The sequence below is a fragment of the Cellulomonas marina genome, assembly GCF_900111925.1.
GTDB lineage: Bacteria > Actinomycetota > Actinomycetes > Actinomycetales > Cellulomonadaceae > Cellulomonas > Cellulomonas marina.
In genome coordinates this window covers 115,314-136,220 of the sequence record NZ_FOKA01000007.1, presented here as the reverse complement: position 1 = coordinate 136,220, position 20,907 = coordinate 115,314, and the positions used below count along the sequence as shown (strand labels likewise).

At 76.9% G+C, this 20,907-nt stretch carries 18 protein-coding genes; 13 read left to right on the top strand and 5 right to left on the bottom strand.

What is annotated here, in order from left to right; translation table 11 throughout:
* Nucleotides 1-57 precede the first annotated feature (57 nt).
* The 4 genes from BM048_RS09435 (at nucleotide 58) to BM048_RS09420 (ending at nucleotide 3,331) form a co-directional block, all read left to right on the top strand.
* Complete coding sequence (locus tag BM048_RS09435; protein ID WP_090032634.1) at nucleotides 58-966, top strand: hypothetical protein; 909 nt, start codon at nucleotides 58-60, stop codon at nucleotides 964-966.
* Entirely contained in the window at nucleotides 963-1,415 is a 453-nt protein-coding gene (locus tag BM048_RS09430; RefSeq protein ID WP_373308416.1) for a phage holin family protein, read from the top strand. The genes BM048_RS09435 and BM048_RS09430 overlap by 4 nt, the downstream gene beginning before the upstream one ends.
* Nucleotides 1,412-2,161, top strand: coding sequence for a DUF3618 domain-containing protein (locus tag BM048_RS09425; protein WP_090032632.1), 750 nt, complete (start codon nucleotides 1,412-1,414; stop codon nucleotides 2,159-2,161). The genes BM048_RS09430 and BM048_RS09425 overlap by 4 nt, the downstream gene beginning before the upstream one ends.
* 78 nt (nucleotides 2,162-2,239) lie before the next feature.
* The gene (locus BM048_RS09420; RefSeq protein WP_090032630.1) at nucleotides 2,240-3,331 is read left to right on the top strand and encodes a YihY/virulence factor BrkB family protein; all 1,092 of its coding nucleotides are present in this window, start codon (nucleotides 2,240-2,242) and stop codon (nucleotides 3,329-3,331) included.
* A 39-nt stretch (nucleotides 3,332-3,370) separates the two neighbouring features.
* Here BM048_RS09420 and BM048_RS09415 read toward each other — a convergent pair whose 3' ends face one another.
* The 4 genes from BM048_RS09415 to BM048_RS09400 all read right to left on the bottom strand — a co-directional run bounded on the left by BM048_RS09415 (nucleotide 3,371) and on the right by BM048_RS09400 (nucleotide 8,003).
* Entirely contained in the window at nucleotides 3,371-5,188 is a 1,818-nt protein-coding gene (locus tag BM048_RS09415) for a putative bifunctional diguanylate cyclase/phosphodiesterase (protein ID WP_090032628.1), read from the bottom strand.
* A gap of 160 nt (nucleotides 5,189-5,348) precedes the next feature.
* Nucleotides 5,349-5,576, bottom strand: a complete 228-nt coding sequence (locus BM048_RS09410) for a CDGSH iron-sulfur domain-containing protein (RefSeq protein ID WP_090032626.1) — start codon at nucleotides 5,574-5,576, stop codon at nucleotides 5,349-5,351.
* Nucleotides 5,573-6,652, bottom strand: coding sequence for an iron-containing redox enzyme family protein (locus BM048_RS09405; RefSeq protein ID WP_090032625.1), 1,080 nt, complete (start codon nucleotides 6,650-6,652; stop codon nucleotides 5,573-5,575). The genes BM048_RS09410 and BM048_RS09405 overlap by 4 nt, the downstream gene beginning before the upstream one ends.
* Before the next feature lie 307 nt (nucleotides 6,653-6,959).
* A complete protein-coding gene (locus BM048_RS09400) occupies nucleotides 6,960-8,003 on the bottom strand; it encodes a glycosyltransferase family 2 protein (RefSeq protein ID WP_239078766.1) in 1,044 nt (347 codons plus the stop codon).
* A 105-nt stretch (nucleotides 8,004-8,108) separates the two neighbouring features.
* Here BM048_RS09400 and BM048_RS17840 point away from each other — a divergent pair, with 105 nt between their 5' ends.
* The 4 genes from BM048_RS17840 (at nucleotide 8,109) to BM048_RS09380 (ending at nucleotide 12,937) form a co-directional block, all read left to right on the top strand.
* On the top strand, nucleotides 8,109-8,948 hold the full coding sequence (locus BM048_RS17840; RefSeq protein WP_203708801.1) for a glycosyltransferase family 2 protein: 840 nt from the start codon (nucleotides 8,109-8,111) through the stop codon (nucleotides 8,946-8,948).
* A 44-nt stretch (nucleotides 8,949-8,992) separates the two neighbouring features.
* Nucleotides 8,993-10,219 (top strand): pyruvate dehydrogenase (acetyl-transferring) E1 component subunit alpha, encoded by a 1,227-nt coding sequence (gene pdhA / locus BM048_RS09390; RefSeq protein ID WP_175499446.1) that lies wholly within the window; start codon nucleotides 8,993-8,995, stop codon nucleotides 10,217-10,219.
* Between the two features lie 128 nt (nucleotides 10,220-10,347).
* A complete protein-coding gene (locus tag BM048_RS09385) occupies nucleotides 10,348-11,340 on the top strand; it encodes an alpha-ketoacid dehydrogenase subunit beta (protein ID WP_239078779.1) in 993 nt (330 codons plus the stop codon).
* A gap of 31 nt (nucleotides 11,341-11,371) precedes the next feature.
* Nucleotides 11,372-12,937 (top strand): dihydrolipoamide acetyltransferase family protein, encoded by a 1,566-nt coding sequence (locus BM048_RS09380; protein WP_090032620.1) that lies wholly within the window; start codon nucleotides 11,372-11,374, stop codon nucleotides 12,935-12,937.
* A gap of 21 nt (nucleotides 12,938-12,958) precedes the next feature.
* Here BM048_RS09380 and BM048_RS09375 read toward each other — a convergent pair whose 3' ends face one another.
* Nucleotides 12,959-13,396 (bottom strand): nitroreductase family deazaflavin-dependent oxidoreductase, encoded by a 438-nt coding sequence (locus BM048_RS09375; protein ID WP_090032618.1) that lies wholly within the window; start codon nucleotides 13,394-13,396, stop codon nucleotides 12,959-12,961.
* Nucleotides 13,397-13,557: 161 nt separating this feature from the next.
* On the opposite strand from BM048_RS09375, the gene BM048_RS09370 reads away from it, so the two are divergent.
* From BM048_RS09370 to BM048_RS09350, 5 genes are all read left to right on the top strand, one after another.
* Nucleotides 13,558-15,657: a bifunctional copper resistance protein CopD/cytochrome c oxidase assembly protein gene (locus BM048_RS09370; protein ID WP_090032617.1), complete on the top strand. Its 2,100-nt coding sequence runs from the start codon at nucleotides 13,558-13,560 to the stop codon at nucleotides 15,655-15,657.
* 58 nt (nucleotides 15,658-15,715) lie between these two features.
* Complete coding sequence (locus BM048_RS09365) at nucleotides 15,716-17,839, top strand: S9 family peptidase (protein WP_239078767.1); 2,124 nt, start codon at nucleotides 15,716-15,718, stop codon at nucleotides 17,837-17,839.
* Between the two features lie 108 nt (nucleotides 17,840-17,947).
* Nucleotides 17,948-18,997, top strand: a complete 1,050-nt coding sequence (locus BM048_RS09360; protein WP_175499444.1) for a hypothetical protein — start codon at nucleotides 17,948-17,950, stop codon at nucleotides 18,995-18,997.
* A gap of 42 nt (nucleotides 18,998-19,039) precedes the next feature.
* Complete coding sequence (locus BM048_RS09355; RefSeq protein ID WP_090032612.1) at nucleotides 19,040-19,297, top strand: hypothetical protein; 258 nt, start codon at nucleotides 19,040-19,042, stop codon at nucleotides 19,295-19,297.
* Nucleotides 19,298-19,424: 127 nt separating this feature from the next.
* On the top strand, nucleotides 19,425-20,900 hold the full coding sequence (locus BM048_RS09350) for a GGDEF domain-containing protein (protein ID WP_275407336.1): 1,476 nt from the start codon (nucleotides 19,425-19,427) through the stop codon (nucleotides 20,898-20,900).
* The last annotated feature ends 7 nt before the right edge of the window (nucleotides 20,901-20,907 follow it).

Genomic DNA, 20,907 nt, shown 5'->3' with positions numbered 1-20,907 from the left:
CCGGTCGTGCCCGTCGCCGTCCCCGGCGCCGGGCGCGGCCCTCCTGGAGGAGACGACATGACTCACGTAGCCGAGGGTGGGATCGCCACGGGCGGGACCACGGGTACCGCCGGGACGACGCAGACCGCCCGCGACGAGGCGTCGGGCGTCGCGCACACCGCCAAGGACCAGGCCAAGGACGTCGCCGCATCCGGCGCCGAGGCCGCCAAGGGCGTCCTCGGGGACGCGAAGGCCGAGGCGAGCGGCGTGGCGCAGGCCGCGACGCAGCAGGCCCGCGACCTGTTCGGCCAGGCCCGGACGCAGCTGTCCTCCCAGGCGGGCGAGCAGCAGGGCCGGCTCGCCGGCACGCTCCGCACCGTCAGCGACCAGCTGGGCGAGATGGCCTCCACCCCGTCCGAGGGCGGCATCGCCACCGACCTGGTGCACGAGATCTCCTCGCGCGTCGGGACCCTGGCCCAGCGCCTCGAGAACGCCGAGCCGGCCGAGCTGCTCGACGACGTGCGCCGCTTCGCGCGGCAGCGTCCGGGCACGTTCCTCCTCATCGCCGGCGCGACGGGGCTCGTGCTCGGCCGCCTCACGCGCGGCGCCAAGGACGCGGCCTCCCAGCAGTCCTCCGAGCAGTCCTCCGTGCCCCGCTCCGTGACGTCGGGCACGTCGGCCGGCCTCTACACGCCGGCGCCGACGACCTCGTCGTACGGCCTCGGTGCGCCCGCCACGACGGGCTACGCCACGTCGGGCCTCGCGACCGGCACGTCGGACTACACGGCGGGCTACGACGACGACTCGAGCACGGGCACGGGCGTCCTCGGCGGCACGGCCGGCCTCGTCGACGACGACGCCGACCCGCTGCTGGGCGCCTCCGGCTCCCCGGACCAGCCGTGGGCCACCCCGGACGCCGCCACGGGCGCCACGGGTGACTCCTACGCCACGGGCACGGGCACCACGCGACGGGAGGACCTGCCGTGAGCACGTCCTACGAGACGACGGGCGGGTCCAGCGCCGCCGGCTCCGCCGGCGTCGGCCCGGGCCCGTCGGCGAGCGTGGGCGAGCTCCTCGGCGAGGTGACGCGCGACCTGTCGACGCTCATGCGCCAGGAGGTCGCGCTCGCCAAGGCCGAGGCCAAGGAGTCGGCCACGCAGGCGGGCAAGGGCGCCGGGATGCTCGCGGGTGCGGGCGTCGCGGGGCACTTCGTCCTGCTGTTCCTGTCGCTCGCGCTCATGTGGGCGCTGGGCACCCTGTTCGACAGCCTGGGCTGGGCGGCCGTGGTCGTCGCGGTCCTGTGGGGCATCGTCGCCGCCGTCCTCGCCCTGCGCGGCAAGAAGGAGCTCGCCCGCACGAAGGGCGTCCCGCGCACCCAGGAGACGGCGAAGAAGATCCCGAACGCACTGACCGGACACGAGGAGAAGAACGCATGAGCACCGACCCGGACCAGATCCGCGCCGACATCGAGCGGACCCGTAGCGAGCTCAGCGCGGACGTCGACGCCCTCACCGACAAGGTCAACCCGCACAACGTCGTCGAGCGCCAGAAGGAGAAGGCGCGCAGCGCCGTCGGCGGCGCCGTCGAGACCGTCCGCGAGAAGGTGATGGGTGTGAAGGACCAGGTGACGGACACCGTGCACGGCGCCACCGACTCGGCCAAGGACTCGCTGCACGGCGCGAAGGACTCGGTCTCCGGCACCCTGCACGGCGCCAAGGACCACGCCTCCGGCAGCGCCCACGGCGTGGCCGGGTCCGTCCAGGGCGCCCTGCACTCGACGACGGGCTCCGCCCGCGGCGCCGCCGCCGGCGTGAAGAACCAGGCGACGGGCAACCCGCTCGCCGCCGGTCTCATCGCCTTCGGCGCCGGCTGGCTCCTCGGCTCGCTGCTGCCGAGCTCCGAGAAGGAGCGCCAGGCGGCCTCGGCCGCCAAGGAGCAGGCGTCGGGCCTGGTCGACGAGGCCAAGGGCGTCGCGCGCTCCATCGCGCAGGACCTCAAGGAGCCCGCGCAGGACGCGGCCCAGGCCGTCAAGGAGCGGGCCACCGAGGCGGCCACCACCGTCAAGGAGCACGGCCAGGCGGCCGCGCAGGACGTCAAGGCGCAGGGCGTCGACGCCGCCCAGGGCGTCAAGCAGCAGGCCGGCGACGCCGCGCAGAACGTGCGCGCCTCCTCGTCCTCCTGACGCGGCACCCGTAGGACCCCCGGCCCGCCCCGACGCCCCGCGTCGGGGCGGGCCGCCCCACATCCCCGGAGGATCGACATGAGCACGTCCCCAACCGTCCACGAGGACGCGGACCAGCAGGCCCAGGGCCCGGACCCCGAGGACCCCCGCAAGCCGGACTCTCCGGACGACCTGACGAAGCCGTCCTGGAAGTACGTGCTCCGCAAGACGGTGCGCGAGTTCACGGACGACCAGTGCACCGACCTCGCCGCCGCGCTCACCTACTACGCGGTGCTCGCGCTCGCGCCGGCACTGCTGGCGCTCGTCAGCGTCCTCAGCCTCGTGGGCGACGGCGCGCAGCTCGTCGAGCAGGCCGTCGGCGTCGTGGAGCAGGTGGCGCCGGACGCGGGCGAGACGATCGGCCCCATCCTCACGGCGTTCACGCAGACCCCGGCGGCCGGGTTCGCGCTCGTCATCGGTCTCGCGACGGCCCTCTGGTCCGCCTCCGGGTACGTGGGCGCCTTCGGCCGGGCCATGAACCGGGTGTACGAGGTCGAGGAGGGCCGGCCGTTCTGGAAGCTGCGCCCGACGAACATCCTCGTCACGTTCGTGACCGTCGTCATCGTGGCCGTGGTCATCGCCGCGCTCGTGCTCAGCGGCGGGGTCGCGCGGTCCATCGGCGACCTCGTCGGGCTGAGCGACGTCACCGTCACGGTGTGGAACATCGCGAAGTGGCCGGTCATCGTGGCCCTCGTCGTGCTCGCCGTCGCCGTGCTGTACAACTTCACGCCCAACGTCAAGCAGCCGAAGTTCCGCTGGACGAGCCTCGGCGCCGCGCTCGCGATCGTCACGTGGGCCCTCGCCACCGTGGCGTTCGGCTTCTACGTCGCGAACTTCGGCAGCTACAACGAGACCTACGGCACCTTCGGTGGTGTCATCGCGTTCCTGCTGTGGCTCTGGATCACGAACCTCGCGCTGCTCTTCGGCGCGGAGCTCGACGCCGAGATCGAGCGGGGCCGCGAGCTCCAGGGCGGCATCGCGGCGGAGATCGCGCTGCAGCTCCCCGCCCGCGACGTACGCAGCCTGAAGAAGAAGCAGGCCAAGCGCGAGGAGGACGAGGCGATGGGCCGCGCCCTGCGGATGTCGCACGGCGAGCACGACGCCAAGGACGAGGTGAAGGGCCGCTCCTGACCCTCAGGTGGTCTCTCGGGCGGCTTCTCGGGCGGTCCACTAGGCGGTCCGGCGGGGCACCGGCAGCGGCACGACGACGCCGCCGGTGCCCCGCTGCCGCGTCACGGGGTCGCCCGTGCCCAGGACCGCGGCCGGCGCCGGGCGGCCGAAGTGGTAGCCCTGCGCGTGGGTGCAGCCCAGCGCGGCCAGCGCCGCCGCCTGCTCGGCCGTCTCCACGCCCTCCGCGACCACGGGCAGCCCCAGCCCGCGGGCCAGCGCGACGACGGCCGCCAGGACCGGCGTGCGCTCCGTGCCGGGCCCCAGCCGCGCGACGAACGACCGGTCGACCTTGAGCTGCGTGACGGGCATCCGCTCGAGGCGGCTGAGGGACGAGTAGCCGGTGCCGAAGTCGTCGATGGACACGCCCACGCCCGCCTCGCGCAGCACCCGGAGGTTCTCCAGCACGTGCTCCTCGCTGCGGCCCAGCGTGGTCTCCGTGACCTCGACGACGAGGACGGCCGGCGGCAGGCCGGCGGCGCGCAGCGTCACGAGGACGTCGTCGGCGTAGTCGGGCCGGCACAGCTCGAGGTAGGAGACGTTGACGGCGACCGTCCGCGGCAGGCCCGGCCGACCCTGCCAGGCGACGAGCTGGGCAACGGCCTCGTCGAGCACGAAGCGCCCGAGCTCGACGACGGACCCGTCCCGCTCGGCGCGGGGCACGAAGACGTCCGGCGGCACGGGGCCGCGTTCCGGGTCCGTCCAGCGCACGAGGGCCTCCGCGCTGGTGACCGCACCGTCGGGGAGCGTGACCACGGGTTGGTAGTGCACGACGAGCTCGCCCTCGGCGATGGCGCGCCGCAGCCGGGCCGCGCTGGTGCCGCCCGCGTCGAGCACCACCGTGCGGTCGCCGCCGAGCGACCGGGCACGGTAGGCGGCGGTCTTCGCGCGGTGCAGGAGGACGGCCGGGCTGTCGTCGGGCTCGGCGACCGCGGCACCCGCGGCCGCCGTCGTGGGGAGCAACGCGGCGCGGAGGGCGTCGGCGACCGCCGCGGCCTCGTCGACGCCCGTGCGCGGCAGCAGCACCGTGAACTCGTCGCTGCCGTAGCGGGCCAGGACGACGCCGTCGCCGAGCGTGCGGCGGGAGCGGGCGGCGACGACGCGCAGCAGCCGGTCACCGGCCTCCGCGCCCGCCACCTCGTTGAGCCGGCGGAACCCGTCGAGGTCGAGCAGGACCACCGCGGGGGCGCCCCGGCCGGCGCGCAGCTCCTCCGTGAGCAGCCGGTCGAAGCCCGCCTTGTTGGGCAGCTCGGTGACGGGGTCGACCGTCGCCGCCGCGGCCCGCCGCACCAGCCAGCCGACGAAGGACCCGCAGCACAGGAACACGCCCTCCTGCAGCACCGCGAGGGTGGTCGACGCGCCGGTCACGACGACGACGCCGACGTGCAGGACCGCGCTGACCGCCATCATCGACGCGGCCAGCCGCCAGGAGAAGAAGAAGAACGTGTCGACGACGACGAAGAGGTAGAAGGTGCCGTAGGCGTCCGCGAGCGGGGTGCCGGCGCCGAGCCGGACGACCGTCGTCACGACCAGCGCCCCGGCGGGCGGCATGACCAGGAAGGCCGCGCGCGGGAGGCGTGGCCCCGAGGGCAGCAGCGCGAGGCCCGTCACCAGGCACAGCACCGCGAGGGTCGCCAGCGGCACGAGGTGCGGGACGTCACCGCCCTGCACGGCGAGCGCGAGCAGCCCCAGCAGGCCGCCGGCGGTCCAGAACCCGCCGGCGACGGCACCCATCGTCCGCGGGTTGGCCACGGCGGGTGCCGCCCACGTCGGCACGGCGGTGCGGGCGGCTCGCCGCGGGCGCGAGGGAGCGCTCGACATGCGGCCTCCTCATGGCGCGCGACGCGACGCCCGCCGCTGCTGGACGGGCCGGCCGCGGCGTGCTGACGCCCCGACCAACCCCGTCCATCGGGGCCGCCCGGCGCGGCGTGAGCGCGCGGTCCCCCGGTCGGGTGGCGCACGCCCGACCGTCACCCGATCGTCACCCCCTCGGGGGGTCCTCCGCCGCCGTCCGGGGCGTCCGGTAGCCCACGACCTTGTGCGAGCCGTCGCACCACGGCGGGATGCCCGTCGAGCCGCACCGGCACAGCGCCACCGTGCGGCGCGTGCGCTCGACGGGGCGGCCGTCGGCGTCGACGACCTCGAAGTCGCCGCGCACGAGGAGGGGCCCGTCCGGGCACGCGACGACGCGCGTGGGGGCCCCGCTCACGCGGCGCCGTCCCGGGTCGCGCCGTCGCCGGCGGGCAGCGGGCGCCGCAGCGACGAGCGGCCCTCGCGCCAGGCCGCGACCTGCGCCTCGGCGACCCACGTGTCGAGGGCGAGGCAGAGCGCGGCCCCGAACAGCACGTCGTCGCGCACCGCTGGGTCGTCGACGGCCAGCGCCCCGGCGAGGTCGCGGGCGGCGATCTGCTCGTGCACGGCATCGGCCTCGACGTGCTCGTCGAAGTAGCGCGTGACCTCCTCGTCGAAGCCGAGGCGCCGGAAGCCGTTGCCGTACAGCCGGTTCGGCGTGGTCGAGGTCATCTCGAACGCCGCGAGGTGCCCCGCGACCGCGCCCCGCAGCCGGCGCTGCAGCCCGAGCAGGGACATGGTGGTGAGGGAGGCGATCGTCACGGCGGGGATGTGGTCGACGTACGCGCCCGGCTGGTCGTCGAGGCCGAGGGCCCGCATCGTGCGGGCGAACAGCGCCGCGTGCATCCGGTCCGCCAGGCCCCCGCCGTACTCGTCGGCCTGGATCTCCACGAGCGCCGCCTTCGGCACCCCGGACAGCCGCGGGATCGCCCAGGTGTGCGGGTCCGCCTCCTTGAGGTGGTACAGGGAGCGGTGCACGACGAGCTCGGCGGCCTGCTCGAGCGTGGCCGTCCGGGCGAGGTAGGTCGACAGCCCGGGTCCGCCCTCGGCGCCCGTGAGCGCGAAGAGGGCCTCGGCGACCTCCTGCGCGGTGGCGCCGGCGGGCACGTCGGGGACGGGGACCAGCTCGCGCAGGACCGCCTCCTGCGCGTCCTGGAGACGACCGCGCGTGCGCAGCAGCTCCGGGGACCACTCCCACCGGTCGTCCACACCGGCCAGGCCGCCGTAGTGCAGCTCCTGCAGGGTCAGGAGCGTGACCTGCAGGTCGTCGTCGCGGAGGAGGTCGTCGGTGGCGGCCAGCGCGGCGACGACGGCGTCGTCGAACGTCGCGAGCAGGGCCTCCGTGACGAGGTCGCCCGCCGGGCCGGGCGACGGGCGGAGGAGCACGTCCGCGAGGGCGCGGCCGGCGGGGCCGCGCGGCGGGGGGACGGGCATGGGGCCGTGGGCACCCGTGGTCGTCGGCGCGGCCGGCTGGGGGAGGACCGGCGCTGAGGTAGACGGGGCGGACGAGGACGGGGCGGATGAGGACGGGGCAGGCGAGGACAGGGTGTGCGGGGCCATCGAGGACCTCCTCGGCCGGGCGCAGGCCGGGGCTGGACCTGTGGCGGGGACGGACGGGCGAGCGGGACGGACGGGCGAGCGGGCGAGCGGGACGAGCGGGCGAGCGGGACGAGCGGGACGAGCGGGCGCGCGCGACGGCCGGAGCGGCCGGGGGGCGCCTGCCGCGATCGTGCCGCCGCCCCTACCGCGTCGCATCCCGGACGTCGCGCAACCGCTCCGCCAGCACACAGGTGGGGGTGGCGGCCCGGCGCAACCGGCCTCCCGCGTAGGGCACGCCGCCGCGCGCCCGCAGCGCGAGCGCCCACCAGGCGCACACGCCGCGCTCGAGCAGCCAGGCCGGCGCCAGGAGCGTCGCGCGCGCCGGCAGCACGCGGCCGCCGCCGGCGCGCCGCCGCCCGCGCTCGGCCACGGCCACGACCGCCGCGGCCGCGACGGCCACCAGCCCCGGGCGCCGGCGCGCGGCCAGCAGCGCCGGCAGCACCGCGAGCTCGGCCGCGAGACGCGCCGGCTGCGCCTGGGAGTCGTACGCCTGCCGCACCCGCTGCCCGAGGAAGTGCCGGGCGGTGGGCGGCAGCCGCCGGACGAGCAGGTCGTCGGCGCGGTGCTCGCGCCCCCCGGCGGCGACGACGGTGCGCAGCAGCTCGAGGTTCTCGAACAGCACGTCCCCGTCGTACCCGCCGGCGCGCAGCAGCACCGAGCGCCGCACGACGAGCGTGCCCGGGTAGTCCGAGCCGAACGCCCGGTTGAGGAGGGTCCGTCCCGTGTCCCACAGCGTGTGCCACGGCAGCGGGTCGAAGTGGTTCTGCGGCCGCACGACGTCGGCGTCGTCGAGCAGGGCCAGGGCCCGCTCCAGCCCCCGTCGGTCCCAGCGCACGTCGTCGTCGGCGAGCACCAGGCGCTCGCGGTCCGCCAGGTGCACGCCGGTCATGACGCCCGCGACCTTGCCGTTGGCACCCGGCCAGGGCGCCGGCGGCACGCGGTGCAGCCCCCCCGCGACGAGCGGCCGCCAGGCGTCGGCGTGGGCGGCCCACCGGGCCGGGGGCGACCCGTCGACGACGACCACCGGCAGGTGCGCGCCGAGCTCGGCGAGGTAGGCGGTGAGCTCGGCGAGGCCCTCGTCGTCGGTCCACCGCAGGGGCAGGACGTAGAGGGCGTCGGCGAGGTGGGCGGACGGTGCCGGCGGGGGCGCGGGGGACGCGGGGGCGGGTGCGACGGCGGACGTCACGGGGACCTCACGGGTGGTGCGGGGCCCGCCGCCCGCCCGGCCTGGACGTCGGGGCCCTGCGGACACCATCGCGCACGCCGGGCCCGGACGCGCGACGATGGCGGCGTGACGAGCGCGGAGGTCGACGGCCCGTCCAGGCGTGCGGGCGGCGCGGGCCGCCTGCGGATCAGCGTGGTGGTGCCCGCCCTCGACGAGGAGGCCCTGCTGCCGGCGTGCCTCGCGTCGCTGGCGGCGCAGGACCGGCCCGCCGACGAGGTGCTCGTCGTCGACAACGGGTCCCGCGACGCGACCGCCGCCCTCGCGCGGGCTGCCGGGGCGACGGTGCTCGTCGAGCCGCGGCGGGGGATCTGGCCCGCCGCCGCGCGGGGGTACGACGCCGCCTCGGGCGACGTCATCGCCCGCTGCGACGCGGACAGCACGCTGCCGCCCGGCTGGCTCGCGGCGGTGGAGGCGGCCTTCGCGGACCCGGCGTGCCTCGCCGTCACCGGGCCCGGGCGGTTCCGCGGGCTCGGACCGGTGGCGGCGCGCCTGGCCGACGTCCTCTACATGCGCGCCTACTTCGGGCTGCTCGGCGTCACGCTGGGTGGGACCCCGCTGTTCGGGTCGAGCCTGGCGCTGCGGTCCGCGACGTGGCGGGACGTGCGCGACGAGGTGCACCGGGAGGTGGACCTGCACGACGACCTCGACCTCAGCTTCCACCTGCCGACGGGGTCGGTGCGGTACGAGCCGGCGATGACCGTGGGCATCTCGGCGCGGCCGCTGCGCAGCGGCCGTGGGCTCGTCCGACGCGTGGTGCGGGGGTTCCGCTCGGTGCTCGTGCACTGGCCCGAGCAGGGCCCGTGGATGCGGCACCGGCGGCCCGCGCCCGTGCTCACGCCCGAGCTCGTGGACGCGGCGCCGGACGCGCCGGTGGCGGGGGTCCCGAGCCAACCTACGGTCCCGTAGCCTACGCTGACGTAGGTTCGTCGTCCCCGCCCGAGGAGGCACCCGTGCCCCAGCCCCCCGCCGCGCTCCCGGCGCCGTCCGCGCAGGCGCCCGGGCCTCTGCACGCCGAGGGTCTCGTGCAGCTGCTCACCCCGTCGGGCGAGCGCGTGGGGGACCCGGCCTGGGACCCGTGGGTGGAGCACCTGGACGCCGCCGCCCTGCGCGGGCTGTACCGCGACATGGTGCTCGTCCGCCGCTTCGACACGGAGGCCACCGCCCTGCAGCGGCAGGGCGAGCTCGCGCTGTTCGCGCAGGCCCTGGGTCAGGAGGCGGCCCAGGTCGGCTCCGGCCGGGCGCTGGCCCCGCAGGACCACGTCTTCCCGTCCTACCGGGAGCACGGCGTCGCGCACACGCGCGGCGTGGACCTGGCCGACGTGCTGCGCCTGTTCCGCGGCGTCGACCACGGCGGGTGGGACCCCGTCGCGCACGGCTTCCACCTGTACACGCTCGTCATCGGCTCCCACACGCTGCACGCGGTCGGCTACGCGATGGGCGTGCAGCGCGACGGCGACGTCGGCACGGGCGACGCCTCCCGCGACACCGCCGTCGTCACCTACTTCGGCGACGGCGCCACCGCGCAGGGCGACGTCAGCGAGGCCCTCGTCTTCGCCGCGGTGAACCGGGCGCCCGTCGTGCTGTTCTGCCAGAACAACCAGTGGGCCATCTCGGAGCCGACGACGCGGCAGGCCGTGGTGCCCATCGCGGACCGCGCGCCGGGCTTCGGCGTCCCCTCGGTGCGCGTGGACGGCAACGACGTGCTGGCGACCTACGCCGTGACGGCCGCTGCCCTCGAGCGGGCGCGGTCCGGCGGCGGCCCGACCTTCGTCGAGGCGTTCACGTACCGCATGGGCGCGCACACGACGTCGGACGACCCCTCGCGCTACCGCTCCGCCGACGAGGAGCAGCACTGGCGCGACCGCGACCCGATCGACCGGCTGCGCCGCCACCTCGAGGCGACGGGGGAGCTGCCCGACGCGTTCGTCGACGACCTGGCGCACGAGGCGGACGCGCTCGGGGAGCGCGTCCGCACGGCGGTGCGGGCCATGGGCCGTCCCGAGGCGGCGTCGATGTTCGAGCACGTCTACGCCACCCCGCACGCCGGGGTGGACGCCGACCGCGCCGCCTACGAGCGGTTCGAGGCGGCGATGGAGGGCACGGGCGGCCCGACGAGCACGACGACGGGCACGACGACCGGCATGACGACCGGCACGACGGGAGGCCACGCACGGTGAGCACCACGACCCCGCAGCGCACGCAGGCCGACACGCCGCCCGCCGCCGAGGGCGCCGGCGCCCCGGGTGCGCGCCCGGGCAGCCCGCGCCGCGCCCCCGAGCCCACGACCGGGACGCAGCGCGTCACCCTGGCCCGCGCGATCACCCTCGGCCTCCGTCGCGCCCTCGAGCAGGACCCGAAGGTGCTGCTCATGGGCGAGGACATCGGCCGGCTCGGCGGCGTCTTCCGCGTGACCGACGGGCTGCAGGCCGACTTCGGCGAGGACCGCGTGGTCGACACCCCGCTCGCCGAGTCGGGCATCGTCGGAACGGCGATCGGCCTGGCGCTGCGGGGCTACCGCCCGGTGTGCGAGATCCAGTTCGACGGGTTCATCTTCCCGGCGTACGACCAGATCACGACCCAGCTCGCGAAGATGCGCTACCGGTCGCGCGGGCGCCTCCAGGTACCCGTCGTCATCCGCGTGCCCTACGGCGGCGGCATCGGCGCGGTGGAGCACCACAGCGAGGACCCGACGGCTCTCTTCGCGCACACGGCGGGCCTGCGGATCGTCTCGCCCTCGTCGCCGGCGGACGCGTACACGATGATCCAGCAGGCCGTGGCCTCGCCGGACCCGGTGCTGTTCTTCGAGCCCAAGGGCCGCTACTGGGAGAAGGGCGAGGTCGACCTCGACGCCGCTCTCCCGCCGGCGCACCCCGCCGACGACGAGGGCGCGGGCGGGCTGGACCGGGCGCGGGTGGTGCGTGCCGGCACCGACGTCACCGTGGTCGCCTACGGGCCCACGGTCGGCACCGCGCTCAAGGCCGCGGAGGCGGCCGCGCGCGAGGGGACGAGCCTGGAGGTCGTCGACCTGCGCACGCTGAGCCCGCTGGACCTCGGGCCGGTGCTGGCGTCGGTGCGCCGGACGGGCCGCTGCGTCGTCGTGCACGAGGCCCCCGTGGCGCACGGCATCGGCGGCGAGGTGGCCGCCCGCGTCGCGGAGGAGTGCTTCTTCCACCTCGAGGCGCCGGTGCTGCGGGTCGGCGGCTGGGCGACGCCCTACCCGGTGGCGCGCCTCGAGCACGAGTACCTGCCGACGACGGACCGGGTCCTGGACGCGGTCGACCGCGCCCTCGCCTTCTGACCGGCCCCCATCTCCCCCGGAGCTCCCCGCCATGCCCACGTACGAGCAGTTCCTCCTCCCCGACGCCGGTGAGGGGCTGACCGAGGCCGACATCGTCACCTGGCTCGTCGGCCCGGGCGACACCGTGAGCGTCAACCAGCCGATCGTCGAGATCGAGACGGCCAAGTCGCTCGTCGAGCTGCCGTCGCCGTGGGCGGGCGTCGTGCACCGGCTGCTCGTCGAGCCGGGGGCGACCGTGGAGGTCGGCACGCCGATCATCGAGGTGGACGTGGACCCGGGCGGCCGGGCGGCGCCGGCGGCGGGGGGCCCGGAGGAGCGGGCGTCCGGTGCGGACGACGGCACCGGCGGCGACGAGACGTCGGGCGCGGTGCTCGTCGGCTACGGGCTGGGGGAGGGCGGCGGCAGCCGTCGCCGACGTGGCGCGGGCGCGCCGGTCGCCGCGGAGGCGCAGCCGGCGTCGGTGACCCCCGCGGCCTCCGCCCCGGCGGCAGCGGACGCCCCTGCCCCTGCCCCGGCACCTGCCCCAGCCCCTGTCCCTGTCCCTGTCCCAGCCCCGGTCTCAGCCCCTGTCTCCGCCACCGCGACGCCGGCCCGCCTCGAGGCCGCGCCGGTCGCCGTGGGCGCGCCGACCGTCGTCGCGGCGCCCGAGCCGCCGGCACCCCCGGCACCGCGGGCGCCGGGCACGCCCCGCCACGCGCTGGCCAAGCCGCCCGTGCGCAAGCTCGCCCGGGAGCTCGGCATCGACCTCGACACCGTCACGCCGACCGGCCCGGGCGGGATCGTCACGCGCGAGGACGTCCTCGGCCACAGCCGTCGCGCCGAGCCCAGGGCCCTGGCCACCTACGCCGCCGACGACACGCCGTGGCTCGCCAGCGGCACCGTGTCCCCCGACGGCCGTCAGACGCGCGTGCCCGTGCGGTCCGTGCGCAAGCGGACGGCGGAGGCGATGGTGAGCAGCGCGTTCACGGCGCCCCACGTCACGGTGTTCCAGACGGTCGACGTCACGGCGACGATGCGCCTCGTCGAGCGGCTGCGCGGCGACCGGGAGTTCGCGGACGTGCGCGTGACGCCGCTGCTCGTCGCCGCCAAGGCCCTCACGCTGGCCGTGCGCCGGCACCCCGAGATCAACGCGGCCTGGGACGAGGCGGCGCAGGAGATCGTCTACAAGCACTACGTCAACCTCGGCATCGCCGCCGCGACGCCGCGGGGCCTGGTCGTGCCCAACATCAAGGACGCGCACCGCCAGAGCCTGCACGACCTGGCGGAGTCGATCGCGGCCCTGACGGCCACCGCCCGCGCCGGCCGCACGTCGCCCACCGACATGGCGGACGGCACGATCACCATCACGAACGTCGGCGTCTTCGGCATCGACACGGGCACGCCCATCCTCAACCCGGGCGAGTCCGCCATCCTCGCGTTCGGGGCGATCCGGCAGCAGCCCTGGGTGCACAAGGGCAAGGTCAAGCCGCGCCATGTCACGCAGCTCGCGCTGAGCTTCGACCACCGCCTCGTCGACGGCGAGCTCGGCGCGCGGGTCCTGGCCGACGTGGCCGCGGTCCTGCACGACCCGGCCCAGGCCCTCGTCTGGGGCTACTGAGCCGGGTCGCCGGGGCCGGCCTCAGTCGCGCGGGGTGAGGACGAAGACCGGGATCTCGCGGTCGGTCTTCGTCTGGTAGTCGGCGTAGTCCGGCCACACGGCCACGGCCCGCTCCCACCAGGCGGCGCGCTCGTCGCCCGTGACGACGCGGGCGTCGTAGTCCTTGCGCACCGGGCCGTCCTGCAGCTCCACGTGCGGCTGCGCGACGACGTTGTGGTACCAGGTCGGGTGCTCGGGGGCACCGCCCTTGGAGGCGACGACCGCGTACTCGCCGCCGTGCTCGACGCGCATGACGGGCGTCTTGCGCAGCTTGCCGGAGCGCGCGCCGACGCTCGTCATGACGACGATCGGCACCCCCCGCAGCTCGTTGGCCTCGGAGCCGCCGGACGCCTCGAAGCGTTCGGCCTGCTGCCGGGCCCAGTCGGAGTCGGACGGGGCGTACTCACCGGTGAGGGGCATGCCGGCGCCAACGGCCGGCCGGGCGGCGCGTATTCCCGCCAGCACCTCCGTTCACCGGGGTCGCCCCCGGGTCGTGACCGGCGTCGTCGTGCACCGGGCCGCCCCTGAGAGGGGACGGGCGGCGCGACCGCCGCGCGGCGGGGGCCACCTACCCTGGACGCGTGGACGCGCCGGTGAGCACGACCGCCGCCCCGGCAGCCCCGGCGCGGCCGGCGCGCCGCGCGCCCGGTCCCGTGGCGCTGCTCGCCCTGACGGTCGCGGCCGGGCTCGTCGCGGTCCTCGTCGGGCTCGTGCTGTCGGGGGCCGCCGACGCCCCCGAGCTCGTCGACCCCGGCGCCCTCGTCCGCTGGGGGCTGCCGGCCGTCACGACGCTGTCCGAGCTGGCGGCGGCGCTCACCGTGGGGGCGCTCGTCCTCGCCGTCGGCGTCCTGCCCCGGCGGCCGGCGGTGGGCGACGGCTCCCGCCGCGGACCGGGCTCTTCCGTCGTCGACGGCACGGCGTGGCCGGCCGCCGGTGTGCTGGCCGCCGGCGCGGCCGGCGCGTGGACGGTGCTGGCCCTCGTCGGGCTCGTGCTGCGGTACGCGCAGGTGGCCGGGCAGGCGCCGTTCGACCCGGGCTTCGGGGCGCAGCTCGGCGTCTACGTCACGCAGATCGAGCTCGGCCGCACGACGCTGTCGGTGGTCGCGCTCGCCGCCGTCGTCACCGTCCTGGCGCTGCTGGTCCAGACGCCGACGGGGGCGGCCTGGACGTCCCTCGTGGCGCTCGCGGCCCTGTGGCAGCAGGCGCAGACGGGCCACTCCGCCGCGGCCGCCAGCCACGAGCTCGCCGTCTCCTCGATGTTCCTGCACCTCGTCGGCGCCGCGATCTGGGTGGGCGCCCTGCTGGCGCTCGCGGTGCTGCGGCCCCGCCTGGGCGACGACGTGGCGCCCGCGGTGTCGCGGTTCTCGGTCGTCGCCGGGTGGTGCCTCGTGCTCGTCGCGGTGTCGGGCACGGTGAACGGCGCCCTGCGGACGGGGCTCGACGGGCTCACGACGCCGTGGGGCCTGCTGCTGCTGGCGAAGGTCGGGCTGCTGGCGGTGCTGGGGCTGCTGGGGCTGGCGCACCGGCGCCGCGTCGTCGGCCGCCTCGCCGCCGGGCCGGGGGTCGGCACCGTCCGGGGGCTGCTGTGGCGGCTCGTCGCGGTCGAGCTCGCCGTCATGGGTGCCGTCTCCGGGGTCGCGGTCGCGCTGGGGTCCACCGCGCCGCCCGTGCCCGACGACGCGCCGACCGACCCCACGCCGGCCGAGGTCCTCACCGGCGCGCCCCTCCCGCCCGAGCCCACCGCGCTGCGCTGGCTGACCGAGTGGCGCTGGGACCTCCTCGCCGCGACGGCGGCCGTCAGCGGGGCGGTCGTCTACGTGCGGTGGGTGCGGCGGCTGCGCGCCCGCGGGGACCGGTGGCCGGTGCTGCGCACGGTCTCGTTCCTCACCGGCATGGCCGTGTTCTTCTGGACCACCTCCGGCGGCCCCGCCGCCTACGGCAAGGTGCTGTTCAGCGCCCACATGCTCGAGCACATGGTGCTCGTCATGGTGGTGCCGGTGCTCGTCGCGCTGTCCGCGCCCGTGACGCTCGCGCTGCGGGCGCTGCCCGTGCGGGCCGCGCGCACCCCCGGCGACGCGTCCCGCGGGCCGCGCGAGTGGATCCTCGTGCTCGTGCACAGCCGGGTGGGGTCGTTCCTCGCGCACCCGGTCGTCGCGGCGGTGAACTTCGTCGGCTCGATGATCGCCTTCTACTACACCGACGCCTTCCGGTGGGCCCTGGAGAGCCACGTCGGGCACGTCGCGATGATCCTGCACTTCTCCGTGGCGGGGTACCTGTTCGTCAACGCGATGGTCGGGCTCGACCCGGGTCCGACGCGGCTGGGGTTCCCGCAGCGGCTGCTCCTGCTGTTCTCGACGATGGCGTTCCACGCGTTCTTCGGCGTGGCGCTCGTGTCCGGGCGCTCGCTCCTCGTCGCCGACTGGTTCGGCCTCATGGGGCGGCCGTGGGGCGCGTCGGCGCTCGCCGACCAGCAGGCGGGTGGCGCGATCACGTGGGGCATCGGCGAGCTGCCGACGCTGGCGCTCGCGGTCGGACTCGTGTTCGCCTGGGCGCGCGACGACGAGCGCGTGGCCCGGCGCCGCGACCGGACCGTGGCCCGCACGGGGGACACCGAGCTCGAGGACTACAACGCGATGCTCGCGCGGCTGTCGAGCCGCTCGGGGGGCGACGCCGGCCGGTGACGGCCGGACGCGGCGGGTCCACCAGGACCGCCCGCGGACCCGCGTGGTAGGACGAGGCGTGACCTCCTCGGTGACCTCCAACGACGCGCCCACGCCCTTCCACGACCTCGACGCCTACGTCGCCCTGCCGCGGACCGCGGGCCTCGTGCTCTCGCCCGACGGCACGCGTCTCGTGACCTCCGTCGCGACGCTCGACCGCAAGCGCACCGCGTACGTGACGGCGTTGTGGGAGGTGGACCCCGCAGGTGAGCGGCCCGCGCGCCGCCTCACCCGCGGCACGACCGGCGAGTCCGGGGCCGCCTTCACCCCCGACGGCGACCTGCTCGTCACGGCCGCCCGGCCCGACCCGGAGGCCGAGGGCGAGGACGACCCCCGCCCGGCGCTGTGGCTCCTGCCGCGCGACGGCGGGGAGGCGCGCCTCGTCGCCCGGCGTGGCGCCGGGGTCGGCGGGCTGCGCGTCGCGACGGCGGCCCCCGTCGTCGCCGTCACCAGCGAGGTCCTGCCGCACGCCACGGACGACGCCGATGACGACCGCCTGCGCGACCTGCGCACCGAGCGCAAGGTGAAGGCCGTCCTGCACGAGTCCTACCCCGTGCGGTACTGGGACCACGACCTGGGCCCGGGCACGCCGCACGCCTTCGTCGGGAGCCTCGACACCACGCCGGCGGCGGCCGCGGAGAGCGACGCCCGGGTCGCCCTGGCGGACGTCACCCCCGACGCCCGCGGCGCCCTGCGCGAGCAGCCCGTCGCGCTCAGCCCGGACGGGCGCACGCTCGTCACGGGCTGGATGCGGCCGACGGCCGGCGGCGGCCAGCGCAGCCTGCTCGTCGCGGTGGACGTCGCGACGGGCGAGCGCCGCACCCTCGTCGACGACCCGACGACGGACGCCGGCCACCCGGAGGTCTCCCCCGACGGCCGCTGGGTGGCGTTCGCGGCGGAGCGGCGGTCGAGCCCGACGACGGCCCCGTCCACGCACGTCGCCGTGGTCCCGCTCGCGCCCGTGGAGGGCGGCGGGCTGCCCGAGGTCCGCGTCCTCGCGCCCGGCTGGGACCGCTGGCCGCACGGCCCCGTGTGGCTGCCGGACTCCTCCGGCGTGCTCGTGGTGGCCGACGACGAGGGCCGCGCGCCCGTCTTCCGCCTCGACCTCGACGGCGGCGAGCCCGTCCGCGTCACGGCCGATGACGCGGCGTTCACCGACGTGCGGGTGTCGCCCGACGGGCGGACCGTCTACGCGCTGCGCACGTCCTACGCCGCGCCCGCGCACCCCGTGCGCCTCGACCTGGCGGCGGTCGCCGCCGGCGGCGCGCCCGTGGCCGCCGAGCCCCTGCGGGCGCCGGCCCCGCTGCCGCCGCTGCCCGGGACGCTGACCGAGGTCTCGACCACCGTCGAGGACGGGCGGACCGTGCGGGCGTGGCTCGTCCTGCCCGAGGGGGCGGGTGCCGACGCCCCCGCCCCGCTGCTGCTGTGGATCCACGGCGGTCCGCTGAGCTCCTGGAACGCCTGGTCCTGGCGGTGGAACCCCTGGATCATGGCCGCCCGCGGCTACGCGGTGCTCCTGCCGGACCCCGCGCTGTCCACCGGGTACGGGCAGGACTTCGTGCAGGCGGGCTGGGGCCGGTGGGGCGCCGAGCCGTACACGGACCTCATGGCGGTCACGGACGTCGCCGTCGCCCGCCCGGACGTCGACGAGACCCGCACGGCCGCCATGGGCGGGTCCTTCGGCGGGTACATGGCCAACTGGGTCGCCGGGCACACGGACCGCTTCCGTGCGATCGTCACGCACGCCAGCCTCTGGGCCCTCGACCAGTTCGGCCCCACCACGGACGCCGCCTTCTACTGGCGCGAGGAGATGACGCCGGAGATGGAGGCCGCCTACTCCCCGCACCGCTCGGTCGAGCGGATCGTGACGCCGGTGCTCGTCGTGCACGGGGACAAGGACTACCGCGTGCCGATCGGGGAGGGCCTGCGCCTGTGGTGGGAGCTGCAGTCCCGCTCCGGCCTGCCCGCCGACGACGAGGGGCGCAGCCCCCACCGGTTCCTCTACTTCCCCGACGAGAACCACTGGGTGCTCACCCCGCAGCACGCGGCCGTCTGGTACGGGACGGTCGAGGCGTTCCTCGCCGAGCACGTGCTGGGGCGCACGGACGAGGACGCGGTGGCGTACCCCGAGGTGCTGGGCTGAGGTCGCCGGGTCCACGGGCCGCGTGTCAGTGGTCCCCGGCACACTGCAGGCACGCGGACGAGTGAGCCGGACGGGTGAGTCGGACGAGTTGAGCCGGAGGGGACGAGGATGAACGGCACGGGGGCAGCACGGCAGGGCACGACGGGTGGCACGACGGGTGGCACGGGTCTCGGCCACGAGGAGGCGCGCCGGCGGAAGGGGGACCTGCTGGCGCTGGCCCGTGAGCTCGAGAGCACGCGGGTGCGCGCGGCCGGGGCGGAGGAGGCGCGGCCGGCCGTCGCCGTGGGCCTGGCGCCCCGGCACGACGGGTCCTTCGGCGTGGCGGTGCGCTACCGGCTGGGGCTGCCGCAGGTGCGCGCGGTGGCCCGGCGGCTCGCGCAGGAGGGCGGGAGCGCGGTGGACGTGCGGCGCACCGGACGCATCCGCCCGCTCGCGGGGACGGTCGGGCCGAGGCCACCGGTGGCCACGGCCCTGGCGCTCGGCCCCACCGACCGCACCCGGCCGCTGCGGCCGGGCATCTCGGTGGCGCACGTGGACGTCTCCGCGGGCACCCTGGGCGCGTTCGTCACCGTGGGCGGCGCGCTGCACGTGCTGTCGAACTACCACGTCCTCGCCGGGTCGCCCGCGGCGCAGGTGGGCGACGTCGTCGTGCAGCCCGGCCCGGCGGACGGCGGCACCGCCTCCCGGGACCGGATCGGGACCCTCGCGGCGACCGTCCCGCTCGCCCCCGGACGGACCGCGCTCGTCGACGCGGCGGTCGCCCTGCTCGACGACCCCGAGGCCGTCGACCCGACGTACCCCGTGGGCCGCATCACCACGACGGCGGCCGTCCTGGGCGGGGAGGCGGTCGGCAAGACGGGCCGCACCACCGCGGTCACGGCCGGGCGCATCACCGCGATCGAGCTCGACGACGTCGTCGTCGGCTACGGCGAGGGTCTGGGGGACCTGGCCTTCGACGACCAGATCGAGGTCGAGTCCACCGGCACGGGCCCGTTCAGCCGTGGTGGTGACTCCGGGTCGCTCGTGTACACCCAGGGCGGTGTGGCCGTGGGCCTGCTCTTTGCGGGGTCGGAGTCGGGGGGCGAGAATGGCACCGGGCTGACGTACGTCAACCCCATCGACGCCGTGCTCTCGGCGCTCGACGCCACGCTCGTCTGACCGGTCCCCGCAGCCCCCGCGGGACCGGGGGAGGCAGGGACCATGGCCGGCATCGAGGAGGCCCGCGTCGCGAAGGCGCAGCTGGCGTCCGCGCTCGCGGGACGGGACGACGTGCGCGGCATCGGCATCCGGCGGCTCGCGCCGGGCGACGACTACGAGCTCCAGGTCAACCTGTCGGGCGAGCGCGGCGCCGGTGCGGCGACCGGCGCCACGGACGGCGTGCCCACCGACGGCGTGCCCGCGGCGGTCCGCGGCGTCGGCGTGCACGTCCGCGTGGTCGGGGCGCTGCACGCGCAGTAGCCCCCCGTCCTCACCCCCCCTCGACGAGGCCACGGGGTCTGCCGGACGGGTGACGCGTGCGTCCGGACAGGGCCGTGCCCTCGTGCCCGTTCCCGGGGGACAGCAAGATGGGCGCGTGGAGGACGCGGTGACGACGCAGAGGCTGCCCGGCGCGACGCCGGAGCCGCCGCTCGGCGACGCGTCCCGGCTCGCGCTCGTCGCCCGCCGCCTGCAGGCCGGGGGCACGCTGGAGGAGGTGGCCCGCATCGGGGCCGCCGGCGCGCGGCAGGTGCTGCGGGCGGACCTCGTCGGCGTCCGGCGGATCGAGCAGCACACGAGCACCTCCATCGCCGTGGACCCCGTGCCGACGGGCGCGCGCGACACGTGGCTCGCGACGCGGCAGGTGCGCACGGAGGACCGCCCGTACCTCGCGCGGCTCATCGCCGAGCAGACCGGGCACTTCTGGCACGACCCGGCGGTGCACCCCGCCGCACCGGGCGGCAGCGGGGACGTCGGGGTCCTGCGCGACTTCGGCATGGCCAGCGCCGTCGACGTCCCGCTGCTGGTGAACGGCTCGACCTGGGGGCACGTCATCGCCGGGCGGCGCGCCGGCTCCGGCCCCTTCACGGCCGAGGACCTCGCGCGGGCGGAGGTCGTCGCCGCGATGCTCACCGGTGCGGTGGCCCGCGTCGACCTCGAGGAGCAGGTCGCGCACCTCGTCGCCGACGACCCGCTGACCGGGCTCGGCAACCGCCGCGTGGCGGACACGGCCGCGGCCTCCGCGCTCGCCTCCGGCGAGGAGACGGTCATCGTCATGTGCGACGTCGACGGGCTCAAGCGCGTCAACGACGAGCTGGGCCACGACGTGGGCGACGACCTGCTGCGCTCGGTCGCCGACGTGCTGCGCCGGGTCGCCGACGCGCTGCCCGGCTGCACGCCCGCCCGCATCGGCGGCGACGAGTTCTGCCTCGTCGTCGTCGGGCAGCCGCGCGTCGCGGTCGCGGAGGCGATGGAGCGGACGGTGGCCGCCTTCCCGCTCGCCCACGGCGCGTCCATCTCCTACGGCGTGGCCTCGACCGCCGTGTCGGGTGCGGTCTCCGCCCGCCACCTGTTCCGGCGCGCGGACGCGGCCCAGTACCGCGCCAAACGGGCCCGGGCCCGGGCCCGCCGGTCGGCGGCGGTGCCGCTGGCCGACCCGACGGTCACCGCCGAGCGCGTCCTGGTCGCGGCCAGCACGGCGCTCGCCGCCCCCCGGCAGGGGACGCTGCCGCGGCTGTGCGCGCTCGCCGCGTCCGCCACGGAGGTGCTGGGCGGCGCGGAGTGGGCGGTGCTGGCGCGGGTCGGGGGCGCGACCGACGACGGGGGCGCGGAGGCTGCCGACGCGCCGGCGGACCTCGTCGTCGTCGCCCGCGGCGGGGTGGCCGCCGACCGCAGCGCCGGCACCCGCACGGTCGTCGCCGAGCGCGGGGACTGGGCGGTCGAGATCGGGGCCTCGCGCACCGCCTCCACGGGGCCCGCCGTGCTCACCGCGGTGGAGGCGGTGCTCGTGCTCGCCGCGCGGGAGGGGACGGTCGGCGGGAGCGTCGTCGTCGTCGACCGGCCCGTCGGCGCGCGGCAGGGCTGAGCACCGC

Excerpts from the sequence above, each read along its gene's own strand:
- BM048_RS09420 (WP_090032630.1), top strand. The coding sequence starts at position 2,240 with ATGAGCACGTCCCCAACCGTCCACGAGGACGCGGACCAGCAGGCCCAG.
- BM048_RS09375 (WP_090032618.1), bottom strand. The coding sequence starts at position 13,396 with ATGCCCCTCACCGGTGAGTACGCCCCGTCCGACTCCGACTGGGCCCGG.
- BM048_RS09415 (WP_090032628.1), bottom strand. The coding sequence starts at position 5,188 with ATGTCGAGCGCTCCCTCGCGCCCGCGGCGAGCCGCCCGCACCGCCGTG.
- BM048_RS09435 (WP_090032634.1), top strand. The coding sequence starts at position 58 with ATGACTCACGTAGCCGAGGGTGGGATCGCCACGGGCGGGACCACGGGT.
- BM048_RS09405 (WP_090032625.1), bottom strand. The coding sequence starts at position 6,652 with ATGCCCGTCCCCCCGCCGCGCGGCCCCGCCGGCCGCGCCCTCGCGGAC.
- BM048_RS09355 (WP_090032612.1), top strand. The coding sequence starts at position 19,040 with ATGGCCGGCATCGAGGAGGCCCGCGTCGCGAAGGCGCAGCTGGCGTCC.
- BM048_RS09360 (WP_175499444.1), top strand. The coding sequence starts at position 17,948 with ATGAACGGCACGGGGGCAGCACGGCAGGGCACGACGGGTGGCACGACG.
- BM048_RS09425 (WP_090032632.1), top strand. The coding sequence starts at position 1,412 with ATGAGCACCGACCCGGACCAGATCCGCGCCGACATCGAGCGGACCCGT.
- BM048_RS09380 (WP_090032620.1), top strand. The coding sequence starts at position 11,372 with ATGCCCACGTACGAGCAGTTCCTCCTCCCCGACGCCGGTGAGGGGCTG.